Below are 15,029 nucleotides of genomic sequence, written 5' to 3' on the forward strand. Positions count from 1 at the left end.
TCTAAGCGAGTTCGGACAGTTTAACGGTTCTGCCACCTGCCTCTGCCGACATATCGGCGGCAAAGACAACGCGATGCGTTTCAAACGCCGTGTCGAAATCGGTCAGCGGCATCGGTTCGTTTTGCCTGACGCTATCTATGAACGCTTGGAATTGTGGTTCATACGGGTGGTCGCTGACATCACCAGAGTCGATGAGTGAGGTCTCAAGTTCACTCCATCTGCTTTTGTCCATGCCTTTAAGTTTCGCCGAATAGATACGGTTATCAAGCAGACTCCCCTCACTTCCGACAAGGTGGATATGGAAGTAGTAGGGCTGTAAGCAATCAACACAGGAGGTGACTTTTCCAATCTTTCCGCCGCCTTCAAACTTAAGGAGGCTCACGCTCGTTGTTTTATACTCATAAGGTTGGAAATCGGCACCTGTGGATTGTGTGTGATAGCCCGTCACCTCTTCGACGTTTCCATCCATAAAGAAGAGGAGTGCATCGAGTGCGTGACAGCCAGCAGTGAGTAGGGTACTACCGCCGAAGTCCTTTTTGATGTTCCATTCGTATTGCCCGTACCAGGGTCCAATACCGTGGTAGTAGTCAACTTCAGCGTAGTGGAGTTCACCGAGCAATCCGTTGTCGATGACTGAGCGGATCATCGTAAAATGCGCGCTGTATCGGCACTCAAAGCAGACGCAGACGTTGACACCTGTACTTTTGACGGCATCACGGATAGCTTTCGCATCTTGGTATGTAAGACAGATCGGTTTTTCTATGATGAGATGTTTTCCCGCTTCTGCAGCGGCGATGGCTTGTTCAGCATGAAAGGGGTGTGGCGTACAAATATCAATGATATGTACGTCCGGATCGGCAAGCATCTTATCAAAATCAGTATAGGCTTTGAGAGGTGTCCCGTAGGTCTCCGCCAATACGGATTCATCGTGTTCTCGGCGTGAGCAGATAGCGGTGACATCTGAACCTGTAACGGCTTTGAAGGCTTCAATATGAGCACCGGCTACCCAGCCAAGCCCGACGATTCCAACGTTTAGGTTATCCATTTTACAACTCCTTTTATCCTGTGAGGTATCCTAACATCTGCAGCAACACCCCGGTCAACAATTGCAAGTTTTACGTTGAAAGCATTATATCACAGATACTGATTTTTAAGAGAAAAAATTGGTTGCTATAATTTTCGTTTTCCTGTATAATTAAACAAAATAGAGTTTACGCATCATCGGTTTTTAACATACACTCCGAAGGGTCGGCAAAACACACAGAGCAGAACAGAGGCAGAAAATGAATCAAGAGAAGTTTGAAGAACTCCTGTTAAATCAACTCTCTGAGATAAGTGGCAGGATGTCGTCTATGGATGAGAGGATGTCGTCTATGGATGAGAGGATGTCCTCTGTTGAAAACAGGATATCATCGCTTGAGCAAGGAATGGCATGGGTCCGCGGGAAGTTGGAAGGACGGGGCGGATTCTGGGCGGACATACAGTCTTCGATCGCCCTCGTTGTTGCTATCGCAGCCATAATTTTTGTATGGCTAAAATAATGGAAAAGGAGATGATTCCGATGGAGACCAAGATTTCCGATGTCTTCCCCCCGAAATTCGCAAAAGAAGGGTTAACTTTTGACGATGTTTTGCTGATTCCGGCTGAATCGGATGTGCTACCGGATCAAGTGGATACGAGTACGCAGCTGACACGTAATCTGCGGCTGAATATTCCTATCTGCAGTGCTCCTATGGATACTGTCACCGAATCTACGCTTGCCATTGCGATCGCACGCGAGGGAGGCATCGGAATAATTCACTACAACTGCCCTATTGAGGAACAGGTATCTGAAGTGGATCGGGTGAAACGGTCGGAAAGCGGTATGATTACCGATCCAATTACACTGACGAAAAATAAGACAATCCGAGACGCGTTAGCGGTGACAGCGCGCTACCATATCGGTGGCGTACCTATCGTTACCACAGATGGGTATCTCGTCGGTTTAATTACCAATCGCGATCTCAAGTATGAAGATAATCTTGATCTTCCTGTAACCGAACGGATGACACCAAAAGAGAGACTGATTACTGCTGCAGAAGGCATTACACTCGATAAAGCGAAAGAAATACTCCACAAATCTCGAAAAGAAAAACTACCGATTGTGGATAAAGATTTTCGGCTCCGTGGGTTGATTACTATCAAAGATATTGACAAAGTGCAGATGTTTCCACAAGCGTGTAAGGACAGTGCTGGACGTTTACGTGTTGGTGCCGCTGTTCTGCCCTCAACTCCATTGGAAGATGTTGACAGATTGGTGGAGGCTGGCGTGGATGTGCTTGTATTAGATACAGCACATGGTCATTCCAAAAACGTAATCCGCTCGACAGAATACATCAAATCACATTTTCCAGATGTTGAACTCGTTGCTGGAAATGTCGTTACACCTGAAGGGACACGAAGCCTTATTGATGCGGGGGCAGATGCAGTGAAGATCGGTGTTGGTCCGGGTTCTATTTGCACAACCCGTGTTGTGGCAGGGGTCAGTATTCCGCAGATCACAGCAATTTACGATTGTGCGCAGGAAGCGGATAAAGCAGGCGTACCAATTATCGCCGACGGTGGTATCCGCTATTCTGGAGACATCGCGAAAGCCATTGGGGCTGGTGCCAGTTCTGTGATGATCGGCAGTTTGCTCGCTGGAACTGATGAAAGCCCTGGAGATACCGTCATCTATCAGGGAAGGACATATAAGATTCACCGCGGAATGGGTTCGTTAGGCGCGTTACGGAAGCGAAGTGCTCAACTCTCAGACGATGGTAGCGAAGATGTGTCTAAACTTGTGCCGCGTGGAATTGAGGGACGTGTTCCACACAAGGGAAAACTCAGTAATTTTGTCTATCAATTAGTCGGTGGGATTCGTTCTGCGATGGGCTATTGCGGTGCTTCTGATATTGAGGTGTTACGGCAGGATACCCAATTTGTACGGATGTCGAGCAGCGGTTACCGCGAAAGCCATCCTCACGATATTGATATTACCGAGGAAGCACCGAATTACACGGTCGCGAACCTTAACTCATAACTATTATTTGGACGCTCGTTTCACTATACTGTCGACCACTGATGACGCACTGCGACGGAGACTGTTCAAATTCACTGGAAACCTGCCCGAAACGAAATGGAAGGGTTTTTGCTTGGGCGTTTCTTTAGCCAAGGAGGCCATAATTAAAAAATGAAAGTTAACGAAGAAATGTCTTTTTGGGATAGACTCTATATCCCTGCGTTGATTAAGGGGATGTTTACCACGTTGAAGCATATCCCGAAAAAGAAATTGACATATCAATACCCTGAAGATCCGAGGAGTGTGGATGAACGGAACGATCGGTATCGCGGCATTCACAAACTGACGACAACAGAAAAAGATGAGATTAAATGCGTAGCATGTTTTTTATGCGCGACTGCCTGCCCTGCTGATTGTATCACGATTCAGGCGGCACCAGCACCGGAAGGTTGGCAAACCAAGGAAGGTTATCAGCGCGAAAAATACCCCGATGTTTTTGAAATCAACATGCTGCGTTGTATTTTTTGTGGGTATTGTGTAGAGGCTTGCCCTGAAGATGCCATCCGGATGACAGGCTTAACGCTTCCGCAATATTTCCGTGAACGTCAGCAAGAGGGAGAAAGCCTTGGAAGCTCCCGTAGTGACTTCATCTTTGATCGAGATATGCTCGTTGCTAACAATGACATCCCGCAAGACGGACTTAGTGTCGAAGCGAAGTAAGTGAACCGGTCAAAGAAATTAGTGGCACCTTATGCTCCCTTCCCGAATAAGAAGTATGATATTATATACGCGGATCCGCCGTGGGACTATAAGGGGCAGCTCCAACACACGGGGAGTGGGGGCAAAGACAGTGGCGGCGCAATTCGACATTATCCGACTGTACCCGTATCGGAGATGAAAACATGGGATGTCGCTTCGATCAGCAAAGAGAATTGTCTGCTTTTTATGTGGAGTTCCTCTCCGCATCTCGATCAGGCGATTCAGCTTGGCAAAGCATGGGGGTTTCGGTGGGCAACGGTTGCCTTCGTCTGGGATAAGCAACGTCCAAATCCTGGTTCCTACACGGTAAGCCAGTGTGAATTATGTCTCGTTTTTAGACGTGGCAGGATCCCGCAACCGCGAGGTGCGAGAAACATGAGGCAGCTCGTTCGAGTTAAACGGACCCGCCATTCTGAAAAACCGGATGCTGTGCGTGAACGAATTGAGAAAATGTTTCCAGACCAATGTAAAATCGAATTGTTCGCGCGAAAGCAGTACCAAGGTTGGGATACATGGGGACTCGAAGTTCTCGAGGCTTCGTGAGATCTGATGTGCCGTTGGCACATCAACTCAACCGATAACGCAGGAGCGGAAATATAAATTTTTTAGTTATAATTTGGGTTGATATAAGCAAGCACACGAAACTATAGAGGGGTCCTCCAGTTAAAGTTGGGGTTATATCCATATCATTGAGCTTTCATAACCCCTACGGCTTTAAGGGGTGCTCTATACGAAAATGGACACATTTTCTGTTTCAGATGCTATCAACCTACGAATTTATTTCACCGACCGGGCATGGCGGTTTTTGTTAAACGTTAAAATAGAACCGCTATGTTTTCACCGATCATTCACAAATTTATTTGCCTAAATTCACTTGAAAGGCACACAATCGAATCGACCCAATGCAAGGATTATCGCTTAATTTTCGTTCAGAAACGCTTTTCGCGTTGACTGATAAAATCAAATCCAGTATTGAGGGACGGATGAGTTGGGGGGATACCTTTGGCTTAGGGCTCGGTGTGAAATCGGATAAACATCTGATTGTTTGGACACCGAAGCAAAGTTCAGAGGGCGACATTCTACCCGGTTTCGACTCAGAAGATGGCGAGCTTACAGTAAAGATGCGGCCCCGTCCGGGGGCATGGGTTTCTTGGATCGACGAAGCAAAAGTCACAGCTGAGACAAGCAACGACTATGACAGGGTCCATAGAAGCATACAGGAATTGGAACGGAATGCACGCCAGATTACAGATTTCGCCGATGGTGTTGTTTCCGAAATCGCCATTCAAAACCTCGGGAAAACCCTGACACTTTCCGAACTCACTCAGGAAGTTTTGAAAGCACGGCTAACAATACCCAGTACCATCAAAACTGGTGGTTATGTGCTCACAAAGGTTGATGACGTTGGGGCTGACGGGATATCCCTCGCTAATGTTATCGTTCCAGAGCAAACCCACATTCATCGCGTCCATCTCAATGAAGATGCTCTTTTTGATCAAATCCTAACCGAGGACTATAATTTACTCCTTGTAGTTCTCAGAACCCATATTAAGCAGTACCCTGACCTAATTGACTTGGGATACAGTTTAACGCTTCATACTCGGATGTCTGATGTTTTGGCTGATGAAGATGGAGAGACACCGGAGGCAGTTAAAGATCTTGATCCGGTTCAGGTGCTTGCTACAGCAGCCGTTTACGATCCTCTTGAACCGGAGACACTTCAGTTTGTACCTATCGCGTTTGACGCACCCGCTGAAGAAATTGAGACCGCAATTAGCGAGAGTTCAAAGAAAATCGAAGCGTATACGGTGAAAGCCAATCAGCACGCCTACCAACTCATGGCGCAATTTCAACAGCGTGTGGAAACCCGCTTGAAAGCTCTTGTGCTTGGACCTGGACAGCGCGTCCATAATAAGGTGTGGGATGATCTGGTGATCCGTGAACTGCGGAATACGATGATCGCTTTTGTCGAATTCTATGCCGAATATCTCACTGAACATTTTGATGAGGAAGTCGCAGTGCCGAAAACTGACGAACTTGCACAAAATATTGACCCCATGATAGAGTTTTGGCAGCTACAGGATAATCAGCAGTTAACGCTGAATCATCTCATTCAATCCTCTTACAAATTGGCGAATCAGGTACTTGATCGAGCAGCAGGGTTGTTTCATGATCTGGTGTTTGAACAGGATTTCATTGAACCCGCGCTTGTCAAGCAGGTTGAGCTCTCAACTTTTGAGAACAACGAACGGTTAGACGAAATTTACTTGCCGCAGTGGACGCGCGGGGCGGTGCGTGAAAAGATGGCAGGTATCACGCTTCGCTCAACTTTGCATGCTAACCAAGTCGAACGGTTGACAACCATCTGGCTGGAATTACTGGAACTCGCGAACTTCGCAAGTCAGCACAAGCAGGACTTTGAAAATGTAATTCAACCGTTAGTGGATCTCCTCTTAGCAGGCAAAACTGTGCAAACGCAGCGACGGGGGCAGCAGGCACAGCAACGCGGCACTACCGCTTTTCCCGGTTTTGAAATCCCTGATGACGCTTTTGAACAGTTACTTGATCATGTAAAGTTGTATTTACCAACTATAAAGCAGTGGTTGGAAAATATCCCACCAACGGTGGATCAGCAACAGCATTACGCAACATTGTGGACATTAGTGCTTGATGGTAAACTCCGTGAACGACTTCTCGCCAATGTTCAACCTACTTGTGATATTAATCTCAGTGTACCGGACCAGACAAAGAGGTTAATCAACCTTATGTTAGAAAGCACACTGATTATCCAAGCTGAAAAGGACCGCAAGTCGATAGAACGCAACTTAAATCGGGCGATTATCTCGAAGACCGGGCATGAGTTGTCGAATATTACCACGGCTTCGATGCTTGCTATTCATGGCGATACCCTACTTGCAATGCTCCACGAAGAATTGCTGGGTTATCACAACACTTTGGTGAAGCGGGCAAATAGACTCACAAATGCGCCCCAGAAGGCGAAAAAACGGAAACGTGGGCAGGCGAGGAATGGCGATGCAGCAAATGCTGAAGCAGTTGAGGCGGAACAACAAAAAGTTAAGGAACTCATGATTTTCCTGAGACCCTACCGCCAAGAGGAGGTTATCGCCACCTTAGCGGACGCTGGACTTGATCCGCGCGCGACGAATCTTGAAGAGATCCGCAAGCAGCAAGTACTCAGCTTTGATGTAAGTGATTTGCCTCCGATAGGTGAAACGTGGCTTGGTGATAGTAAGAGTGTTGAAGATTATCCAAATTTGCGGGTGTTCCTTTTACAGAATCAACTTCCAATATCAACAACCGGCAGGTTGCTTATGGAATTACGGCAGCAATTTCCAGATGAATTCTTCAATCACGTCTTGGGACTTATCCAAGAGGTTAAAGCACTTCAAGGCAACGATTATAAGGGGGATCTGCTTGATCAGTTTGTCACCTATATCTCCGAGAAGGTCTGGCGATGGGAATTAACCCAGATTACGGAAACCGAACTCCCGCTCTTCTTGAAAGAGAAGGTCCTCGCCTCTGCGATCTGCTATGAAAAAGAGGTTGATACTTTGCTTGAGTACGTTGAACGTTACGATGACTTGCTATCTACTAAACTGGTAGCAGGTTCAGAAATGGACAACCACCGTCAATACATTGAGGAGCAGTTTCAGGCAATCGTTGAAACCCTTTTGGTGTAATTTTAATGTTCCTTGCGGTTCGGTGAGGTAGGTTGTCTGAAAGGCGTTCCTCTCCGTATATCCGGTTTCCCAGCGCGTTGCTTGGGCTTACAATCTCTGGCGAAAGAGCCGAACACCGTGAGGCTTGGATTCTGAAAAGGAGGTTTTTTGCAAACCCTACCTGAACAACTGCAAGGAAAATTTAAAAAAAATGAAAATAGCTTTATTGGGCAACAGTCAGTTAGCCGTCTCGACTGCCTGGGGCTTGAGTCAATTAGAGTCGGTACGTGAGATCGTATTTGTGTCGGATGCGGCATCGAAAAAAAACAGGTTCATTTCTCCAAAGGAGGGCACACCGGGAAACCTCCGAGATCTCGTGGAAGCAAACGCTTTAAGTGGCAGTGATACTGCGATTTCCTTTTCCGATTCGTTAGAGAGCCTGTCTGGCGCGGATGTGATTGTGCTGATGCCACCGATGGGGCAATCTGGTTTCCGTTCTCCTCAAGCCGCCAAGACAACAAGTATTGCGCTTACACGACGATTTGTAACTGGAATTCAGCAACACGCATTAGATGCCAAGATTCTGGTGGCAATGTCGCCCACTAATTACATCGCTTCGTGGATTCATCAGACGCTTGGTGGCGGACAAATTATTGGTCTCGGAAACGGGGCTGCTACGGCGCACTTAACCGCCGAAATTGCGAAACGGGTTGAGGTCTCAGTTCAGGATGTGATGGCTCTGGCGATCGGGAGTGACCAAGAGACGTATCCGCTCCCGCAATACTGCCGAGTAAACGGTATCCCACTTGCACAACTGATGTCTGAAGCTGACATCGAAAGCCTCTGTGAAGCCGTTACACAGCGTTGCCCGTATACCATGAACGACGAATGGACCTTGGTGAGTTATATCTTGCAGGTTGTTTCAGCCATTGCCCTTGATAAAAGACGAGTGATGAGTGTTGGTGCCCACATATCAGCGGGTGAGACCTCGGTTTACCTGAACGTTCCAGCACAAGTCGGATACGATGGCATTGCTTCTATTGTCCCACTTGAGTTGACTGCACAACAACGCGAGCAGTTTAGACAATTGGTCGTGCAGAGTGCTGAAGACCAAGCACCGTAACATTTTCGGTGTTTAGTCATCGTAGAGTGGGTTGAACGGAGTGAAACCCAACGATTTTCTAACTGCTGACTGCTAAAATAAAAAAATGAGAGAAATATACCAAAAAATCCCAGAACTAATTGAAGCCGCTCAGGTCGGTGCCTATTGCACTGTTGTGGAGACGAAAGGTTCAACGCCACAAAAACCCGGCTCAAAACTCTTGATTCTCCCCGATTTGCGGAATATCGGTACACTCGGTGGTGGGTGTGTTGAGGCGGAAGCACGTAGACAGGCGATAGGGTTGATGCAGGACGGTCTGCCGCGGCTCCTTGAGTTTCAATTGGATAGCGATTATGGCTGGGACGATGGACTCATCTGTGGCGGGAATATGAAAATCTTCATTGATCTGCCGAAAACGCGCGCCGAAGCAGAAATGTTTGAGCGGCTCCAAGCACTGAACAGCGAGAAAACACCGCTTGTTTGTGCAACGGTTGTAACGAGTGCTAAACAGGGTGTTGATGTTGGTATGAAGATGATCTTCGCTACCACAGGTGAACGTATCGGCACGTTGGGCGATCCGGCTTTGGAAGCGGCAGTCGAGGAGCAGACTCCTGAGATTCTTAAGAAGAACCGCGCAGGCTTGTTTAGCGAGGACGAGATAGCATCCGTCTTTTTAGAGCCATTACAACCGCGCCCGACTTTACTCATCGCCGGGGCGGGTCATGTTGGTCAGGCACTCTGTCATATCGGTAATTGGTTGGATTTTGATATCGCTATTGTTGACGATCGCGCCGACTTCGCTTCCACCGAGCGGTTACCAGAAGCAGACGAGGTTATCATCGGCGATATCGCTACGGAACTCCGAAACTATCCGATTACGCCGTTGACATACATTGTGATTGTCACCCGTGGACACCAACACGATGAATCGGCGTTACACAGTGTTGTTGAATCGGATGCTGGTTACATTGGATTGATAGGGAGCCGTCGCAAGATTAAACTGATATTCGATGATCTAATGGAGGCTGGGATTTCTACGGAGAGACTCCAACGGGTTTATGCACCCATCGGGCTGGATATTAACTCGAAAACCGTGCCGGAAATTGCTGTTAGCATCGCATCGCAACTTATCCAGGTCCGCAATGCCGCTGACACTGTTCAAACTTTCGATACACAACCCGTACGAATGCCTACCGTTAAAGTAGTGGGAGGAGAAAAAAATGAGTGATGCTTATATACATATACCGGATGTTGCCCACATTGATCAGCCCGCCGAACTGGAAGGTATACGACTCAATTGGGGTCCATCAATATTTCGTAAAACTCGCCAAGGTCCCCGCGACCTCCGCGCTGCCCCCGCTACTCCGGAGTTTTGGGAGGTTTGGAAGCGGAACAAGGAGGCTCTTAAAACCGCCGGTATCTCCTGCACCCGCGGCGAGTCAGGTGACTGGTGGGTAGAATGGTGGATTGACGTTTCGGGTGATCGAACTGATGTAACACCAGTGGATGGTATACCTGAAGACGAATCTTATGCACTCAGCTCCGATTATCTAACACCAGTGGATGATATTGATATACCTGAAGACGAATCTTATACACGCAGCTCCGATCATATAACACCAGCGGATGATATTGATATACCTGAAGACGAATCTTATACACTCAGCGAAGTCATTGACCTTGTCCAGCGGACATTGGACAAAGTTAAGGAACACGCCCAGCACAACGAACTTCAATATTGGTCCAAGGATGTCTATTTTCTCTTATATGATATGCTTCGGTATGTGAATCAGAATGTCTCAGGTGTGTTTGTGCTCCGACAAATCCAAAAAGACACATACCGAGTGAAATATATGGCTGAAGATTTTTCAAAACAGAGATCAAGTAGAAAACTCAAGGAAGAAGTAAACCAAACGGCGCGTTATCTTGAAGAGTTGACTGGTAGGAAGCGATCATGGGGTGACAAAGAGTAGCCGGTGATAATGGGTGTTCCCAATGAATAGCATGTTATGAAATAAGGAGAGTATTTCGTGAACCAAGAATCTAAGGTAACAGTTGAAGATATTGAGATGTCTGTGGACGCATTAGACGTTCAAAAAGCCGCAGACATTTTTGACGAGCACGGGTGTCTCGTCGTGCGTGGACTGATGGCACCGTATATCAAAGCACTTCATCAGGATATTGAGGCAGCCGCGGCGGAGTCCATATCGTTGCTTGACAAGGCGGAACGGATTGTTGAAGGATGGCGTACACCGAACGGCACACTATTCCTACCAGCACCAGAAGGCTATAAACGCGACAAACAGATCATGGTACTGTCGATAGGCTATCAGACGAGCGCGGCATTTTTCCAATCCGCTCTTGATGAAACCACAGTCAATATCGTAGAGGCGATCTTGGGACCGAATGTAGAGATCTTTGGTAACGGGCAGTGCCTCTATAAGGAACCGGTCGGCGGACACCCGAAGCATCTCCATCAGGATTCCGCGTATTTTGAACACCGCTATCAAGGACCCGTCGGCATTCTAAGTTATGTTGTGGATACGGACTTGGTAAATGGGGCGTTACATGTTGTACCGGGTTCACACAAACTCGGACAACTCAAGCATATTGATACGTTCTCGCATCTCGGTTTGGAGGAGGATGAGTGGCCCTGGGAAAGCGCACTCCCAGTTGTTGGAAACGCCGGTGATTCGATCTTCTTTAACGTTAAGACCATTCACGGTTCCAAACAGAATATGTCGGACAAACCGCGTCCGATTTTCATCAACCGCTATCGCCGAACAGACGATTTCGTGGTCATCGGTGGGACGACCACGACGAACCGTGCAGAGGCAGAGAAGCGTGCCGCTGCAGCTGAGGAAGCGAAGAAATCTAATAGTGATAGAGGCTTAATGTTGCGAGGATTCCGTCCCTTTGATTCACAGGATTAAACTTACTTCTCCAAATGTTTTAACCCCCTAAATCCCCCTTGATAGGGGATTTTATTGTCTGACGGGAAATGGTTTCTTCTGTTCTACAACTGGTATAACATCAGATAGATAATCACGCCTGTTACCGAGACATAGAGCCAGATGGGAAAGGTAATTTTCGCGATGCGACGGTGTTTCTCGAACCGCTCACGCCACGCCAAATAGAGGGTGCGTAACGCCAACGGCACGATGACGAACGCTAAAAGGATGTGTGAAATCAGTATAGTGAAGTAGACGGGACGGATCCACCCCTGTTTTGTGAACGGTTTTGAACCGGCGTGATAGTGGTAAATAACATAAGAGATGAGAAATAGCACTGACACACTAAAAGCCGCGAGCATGCAGTTTTTATGTGCCGTGATTTTTTGTTGTCGGATTTGCACATATCCGATTGTTAGTAGGATACCACTGATTGTATTCAGGGTTGCATTGACCGTCGGTAGGTCTGAGATCTCAAGCACATTTTCTCCTATATTCTTGCTTCGGCACAACGGCGTGTGCCTGCTACTTTTGCTTCGGCACAACGGCGTGTGCCTGCTACTTTTGCTTCGGCACAACGGCGTGTGCCTGCTACTTTTGCTTCGGCACAACGGCGTGTGCCTGCTACTTTTGCTTCGGCACAACGGCGTGTGCCTGCTACTTTTGCTTCGGCACAACGGCGTGTGCCTGCTACTTTCTACCGGGGCCATCGGTAGGCTTGCGCGCCCTTAGAATTCTCTAACGCAAATTCCCACCGTTGACACCACGTTTCATATTGCGTGTTACCGGCTTCAGGTCGCAGACGACTCCGCATCAGAAACGCTGGATAGAAGGGTCTCCCTGTCGGCTGGTAGATATCGTGGTAACGTAGATCGAAACTCCATCGGACACTCTCCGATTCATTCGGTTTCGCGCTGTGGAGCGTGTAATTGTGGAACAGAATAACGCCACCTGCTCGGATCGGTAGTGCCTTCGGTGTGAGGTTAGATGGTTGATTTTCCGACGTGACCGCTAATCCTCCTTCGGTCCAGTCATGTTTGTAAAGCCCCATCTTATGACTACCCGGCATCACCTGTAGGCATCCGTTTTCCAAAGTCGCATCCACAATCGGAATCCAGACAGTGAGCATGAAGTACGGGTCCGTATCGGGCCAGCACACGCCTGCATCCTGATGCCAAGGTGTGGGTGCCCGTTGTGAACTCTTTTTGGGCAAGACGGCACGGATATGTTGGATCGGGTTACAGATAATCTCGGAACCGACGAAGGATTCTGCGATGTCGAGGATTTTGGGGTTCTTGAGGAAGTTGAACGTCGCTTCACCGCGCGCTTGCATAATGTCCAGATTTGCCGTTACTTCCTGTGCTTCATTCGAGAGGTGAAGCAGTCGTTCCGTGAAGGGTTTGTCTGCATAAGTGTCGCTCACCTTCCCTTCGGCGTGCAATTTCTCGGCACGTTCTGCAATAATTCCCTTGTATTCATCAATGACGGGACCGAGGTCGTTTTCATCAAGCGCATCTTCAAGCAGTAGATATCCGTTGTCGTGGAAGAAGGAAACTTGAGATTCGGTTAAACGCATAATTGCGTCCTCCTTGCGTTGTGTACTATCCCCATCGCTGTTCGGGTGGATCGAAGACAAATCCGTGGAAAAACTTTCGCTGTTCGGGTGAGAGTTCCTTGTTGTAGAAGTCTTTGGGATATCCCCAATGTTCCTGCGAGGCGATCATCCAGGGGTGCTCGTAAGCGTAATAGAGCATTTCGCGGCAGCTGTCCGTTTTGGTAAAGATGCCAGCGGAATGCCAAACGGCGTTATGGAACAGAATGGCACTCCCGGGTGGCGCGCACACCTCAAGTGCCCCGGGATATTCATAAGGATACCGCAAGTCTTCATGGTTCGGGTCATACATCGCCGTGTGGCTGCCCGGGATGAGCCACAAATTTCCCTGTCCGCTTTCTGTCATGTCTGTCAGGTAATAGCCGATTTTAAGTTGCAGAAACGGAATTGGACGTAGATTACGATAGCCTTCATCGTGTCCATCGATGTGCCAGCCCATCGAACGTTCCATTAAATCCGAAGCGTGTTCAACGATCGCATCCGATGCGTGGTGGTGCGGCATCTTATTGAGCAATCCTGTGACGTACGGCAGAATCGGTTGCCAATCCAGAAGTTCCAAGAACGCCGGATGGTCGCCGAGGATATAAAAGATACGAGTGCTTTTCTCACCGTGAATGTGTGTCATTCCGGTTTGGGGTAACCCTTCCTCCTCACGTTCACGCCGGTTCTCAATGACTTCAGCGAGAGCACTCCTGAGTATTGCAACGTGTGAAGGCGTGAGGAAATCTTCTAAGACAAGATAGCCATTATTTTCAAAGAAAAACTTTTCGGCATCAGTCAGTTCGTGTGGCATATCGTAAACCCTCTTTTTTTGCTGACGAGGTTCTCAATTTAGATCGAACAATTCTATGGCGTTTTCACCAAAAATTCGTGCTTTATCTGCTTGGGGGATGGGTAACTCTTCAATCAAACGGACAAATCGCGGCATATCCACCCACGGATGGTCTGTCCCAAACAGCAGACGATCCGCACCGGAGAACTCGTAGGCATACTGCAATGCTTGTGTTGATGGTGATACGGTGTCCAAATAGATTCGTTGTAGATACGCGCTTGGTGGTTGCGTTATATTTTCTCTTGCTCTCCCCAATACTTCGGTCTGATGGTCAATCCTGCCGCTCATATACGGTAAAATACCGCCAACGTGCGGCATCACGATTTGGAGATGTGGATGGCGTTCAAGAATTCCGCTCAGAATCAACCGCAACAGCGCGAAACTGTTATCCACCTGTAACCCCATCATACCGATCATCCAGTGGTCTTTGATAGCCTCTCCCCATGTCGGGACGGTGGGATGCATCACAATCGGCATCTGGAGTGTTTCGGCGTGTGCATAGACCGGTTCAAACTGTGGTGCATCAACGGATTCACCGCCGATATGGGAGTAGAGCATTATCCCGCGAAACCCCAACTGTTTCACCCGACCCATCTCTGTGGTTGCTTCGTCTGGGTTTTGCCACGGGAGGCATGCCAGTCCTGCAAACCGATCTGGATGTGTGTCCACGAGTTCGGCGATGGCATCGTTGATCGCTTGCGCGCCCTTATTGCCTAATTCAGGTGCAAGCATGCACGGCGGCGGGATATTGGTGCTGAGCAGTGCCATGTCAACGCCTGCTTCGTCCATGTCTTTGAGTTTCCGCTTCGGATCGTAGGCATCGTCTTGAAGACGAAATGTTTGGACATCGCCGTACGTAACGACAGCCTCACCGCCACGACGGATAACTTGCGGAGGGTGTGGGTTCTGCGCGAGGATTTCGATATAGGTGTTTGGAAATATGTGGCTCTGGCAATCGATTCGCATTTTTTAAGTCAAAAATGTTCATTTTTATATGTCTTTTAGTATGCCATGTCTAATCCTTTTTTATCAAGGAATCTTTTTTACCGTATA

15 protein-coding genes are annotated in these 15,029 nt (G+C 48.0%); 10 read left to right on the top strand and 5 right to left on the bottom strand.

The window, feature by feature from the left end:
* Position 1 precedes the first annotated feature (1 nt).
* Positions 2-1,045, bottom strand: coding sequence for a Gfo/Idh/MocA family oxidoreductase (locus tag OXH39_13445; GenBank protein MCY3551459.1), 1,044 nt, complete (start codon positions 1,043-1,045; stop codon positions 2-4).
* Between the two features lie 238 nt (positions 1,046-1,283).
* Between OXH39_13445 and OXH39_13450 the strand changes: the two genes are divergently transcribed.
* The 9 genes from OXH39_13450 (at position 1,284) to OXH39_13490 (ending at position 11,514) form a co-directional block, all read left to right on the top strand.
* Entirely contained in the window at positions 1,284-1,541 is a 258-nt protein-coding gene (locus tag OXH39_13450; GenBank protein MCY3551460.1) for a hypothetical protein, read from the top strand.
* Positions 1,542-1,561: 20 nt separating this feature from the next.
* Entirely contained in the window at positions 1,562-3,061 is a 1,500-nt protein-coding gene (gene guaB, locus OXH39_13455) for an IMP dehydrogenase (protein ID MCY3551461.1), read from the top strand.
* Between the two features lie 150 nt (positions 3,062-3,211).
* On the top strand, positions 3,212-3,760 hold the full coding sequence (locus OXH39_13460) for an NADH-quinone oxidoreductase subunit I (GenBank protein ID MCY3551462.1): 549 nt from the start codon (positions 3,212-3,214) through the stop codon (positions 3,758-3,760).
* On the top strand, positions 3,761-4,342 hold the full coding sequence (locus OXH39_13465; GenBank protein ID MCY3551463.1) for an MT-A70 family methyltransferase: 582 nt from the start codon (positions 3,761-3,763) through the stop codon (positions 4,340-4,342).
* A 359-nt stretch (positions 4,343-4,701) separates the two neighbouring features.
* The gene (locus OXH39_13470; protein ID MCY3551464.1) at positions 4,702-7,500 is read left to right on the top strand and encodes a hypothetical protein; all 2,799 of its coding nucleotides are present in this window, start codon (positions 4,702-4,704) and stop codon (positions 7,498-7,500) included.
* 190 nt (positions 7,501-7,690) lie between these two features.
* Positions 7,691-8,602 carry a hypothetical protein gene (locus tag OXH39_13475; protein MCY3551465.1) on the top strand — a complete coding sequence of 304 codons (912 nt, stop codon included), beginning with the start codon at positions 7,691-7,693 and terminating at the stop codon, positions 8,600-8,602.
* Between the two features lie 85 nt (positions 8,603-8,687).
* Positions 8,688-9,809 carry an XdhC family protein gene (locus tag OXH39_13480; GenBank protein ID MCY3551466.1) on the top strand — a complete coding sequence of 374 codons (1,122 nt, stop codon included), beginning with the start codon at positions 8,688-8,690 and terminating at the stop codon, positions 9,807-9,809.
* Positions 9,802-10,554 carry a hypothetical protein gene (locus tag OXH39_13485; GenBank protein MCY3551467.1) on the top strand — a complete coding sequence of 251 codons (753 nt, stop codon included), beginning with the start codon at positions 9,802-9,804 and terminating at the stop codon, positions 10,552-10,554. Before OXH39_13480 ends, OXH39_13485 begins: the two co-directional genes overlap by 8 nt.
* A gap of 57 nt (positions 10,555-10,611) precedes the next feature.
* Entirely contained in the window at positions 10,612-11,514 is a 903-nt protein-coding gene (locus tag OXH39_13490; GenBank protein ID MCY3551468.1) for a phytanoyl-CoA dioxygenase family protein, read from the top strand.
* A gap of 83 nt (positions 11,515-11,597) precedes the next feature.
* Here OXH39_13490 and OXH39_13495 read toward each other — a convergent pair whose 3' ends face one another.
* On the bottom strand, positions 11,598-12,014 hold the full coding sequence (locus OXH39_13495; GenBank protein ID MCY3551469.1) for a DUF420 domain-containing protein: 417 nt from the start codon (positions 12,012-12,014) through the stop codon (positions 11,598-11,600).
* Positions 12,015-12,050: 36 nt separating this feature from the next.
* Between OXH39_13495 and OXH39_13500 the strand changes: the two genes are divergently transcribed.
* Positions 12,051-12,248 carry a hypothetical protein gene (locus OXH39_13500; protein MCY3551470.1) on the top strand — a complete coding sequence of 66 codons (198 nt, stop codon included), beginning with the start codon at positions 12,051-12,053 and terminating at the stop codon, positions 12,246-12,248.
* Here OXH39_13500 and OXH39_13505 read toward each other — a convergent pair.
* From OXH39_13505 to OXH39_13515, 3 genes are read right to left on the bottom strand one after another with little or no spacing between them, the layout of a single operon-like run.
* On the bottom strand, positions 12,230-13,108 hold the full coding sequence (locus OXH39_13505; protein MCY3551471.1) for a phytanoyl-CoA dioxygenase family protein: 879 nt from the start codon (positions 13,106-13,108) through the stop codon (positions 12,230-12,232). The two genes, OXH39_13500 and OXH39_13505, sit on opposite strands and share 19 nt — an antisense overlap.
* Positions 13,109-13,133: 25 nt before the next feature.
* Positions 13,134-13,937 carry a phytanoyl-CoA dioxygenase family protein gene (locus OXH39_13510; GenBank protein ID MCY3551472.1) on the bottom strand — a complete coding sequence of 268 codons (804 nt, stop codon included), beginning with the start codon at positions 13,935-13,937 and terminating at the stop codon, positions 13,134-13,136.
* A 33-nt stretch (positions 13,938-13,970) separates the two neighbouring features.
* A complete protein-coding gene (locus OXH39_13515; protein ID MCY3551473.1) occupies positions 13,971-14,942 on the bottom strand; it encodes an amidohydrolase family protein in 972 nt (323 codons plus the stop codon).
* Between the last annotated feature and the right edge of the window lie 87 nt (positions 14,943-15,029).

The organism is Candidatus Poribacteria bacterium, from assembly GCA_026702755.1.
Classification (GTDB): Bacteria; Poribacteria; WGA-4E; order WGA-4E; family WGA-3G; genus WGA-3G.

What these genes read in the sequence shown, in the direction of transcription:
- OXH39_13485 (MCY3551467.1), top strand. Translation starts at nt 9,802, where the DNA reads ATGAGTGATGCTTATATACATATACCGGATGTTGCCCACATTGATCAG.
- OXH39_13480 (MCY3551466.1), top strand. Translation starts at nt 8,688, where the DNA reads ATGAGAGAAATATACCAAAAAATCCCAGAACTAATTGAAGCCGCTCAG.
- OXH39_13460 (MCY3551462.1), top strand. Translation starts at nt 3,212, where the DNA reads ATGAAAGTTAACGAAGAAATGTCTTTTTGGGATAGACTCTATATCCCT.
- OXH39_13505 (MCY3551471.1), bottom strand. Translation starts at nt 13,108, where the DNA reads ATGCGTTTAACCGAATCTCAAGTTTCCTTCTTCCACGACAACGGATAT.
- OXH39_13470 (MCY3551464.1), top strand. Translation starts at nt 4,702, where the DNA reads ATGCAAGGATTATCGCTTAATTTTCGTTCAGAAACGCTTTTCGCGTTG.
- OXH39_13445 (MCY3551459.1), bottom strand. Translation starts at nt 1,045, where the DNA reads ATGGATAACCTAAACGTTGGAATCGTCGGGCTTGGCTGGGTAGCCGGT.
- OXH39_13515 (MCY3551473.1), bottom strand. Translation starts at nt 14,942, where the DNA reads ATGCGAATCGATTGCCAGAGCCACATATTTCCAAACACCTATATCGAA.
- OXH39_13510 (MCY3551472.1), bottom strand. Translation starts at nt 13,937, where the DNA reads ATGCCACACGAACTGACTGATGCCGAAAAGTTTTTCTTTGAAAATAAT.
- guaB (MCY3551461.1), top strand. Translation starts at nt 1,562, where the DNA reads ATGGAGACCAAGATTTCCGATGTCTTCCCCCCGAAATTCGCAAAAGAA.
- OXH39_13475 (MCY3551465.1), top strand. Translation starts at nt 7,691, where the DNA reads ATGAAAATAGCTTTATTGGGCAACAGTCAGTTAGCCGTCTCGACTGCC.
- OXH39_13450 (MCY3551460.1), top strand. Translation starts at nt 1,284, where the DNA reads ATGAATCAAGAGAAGTTTGAAGAACTCCTGTTAAATCAACTCTCTGAG.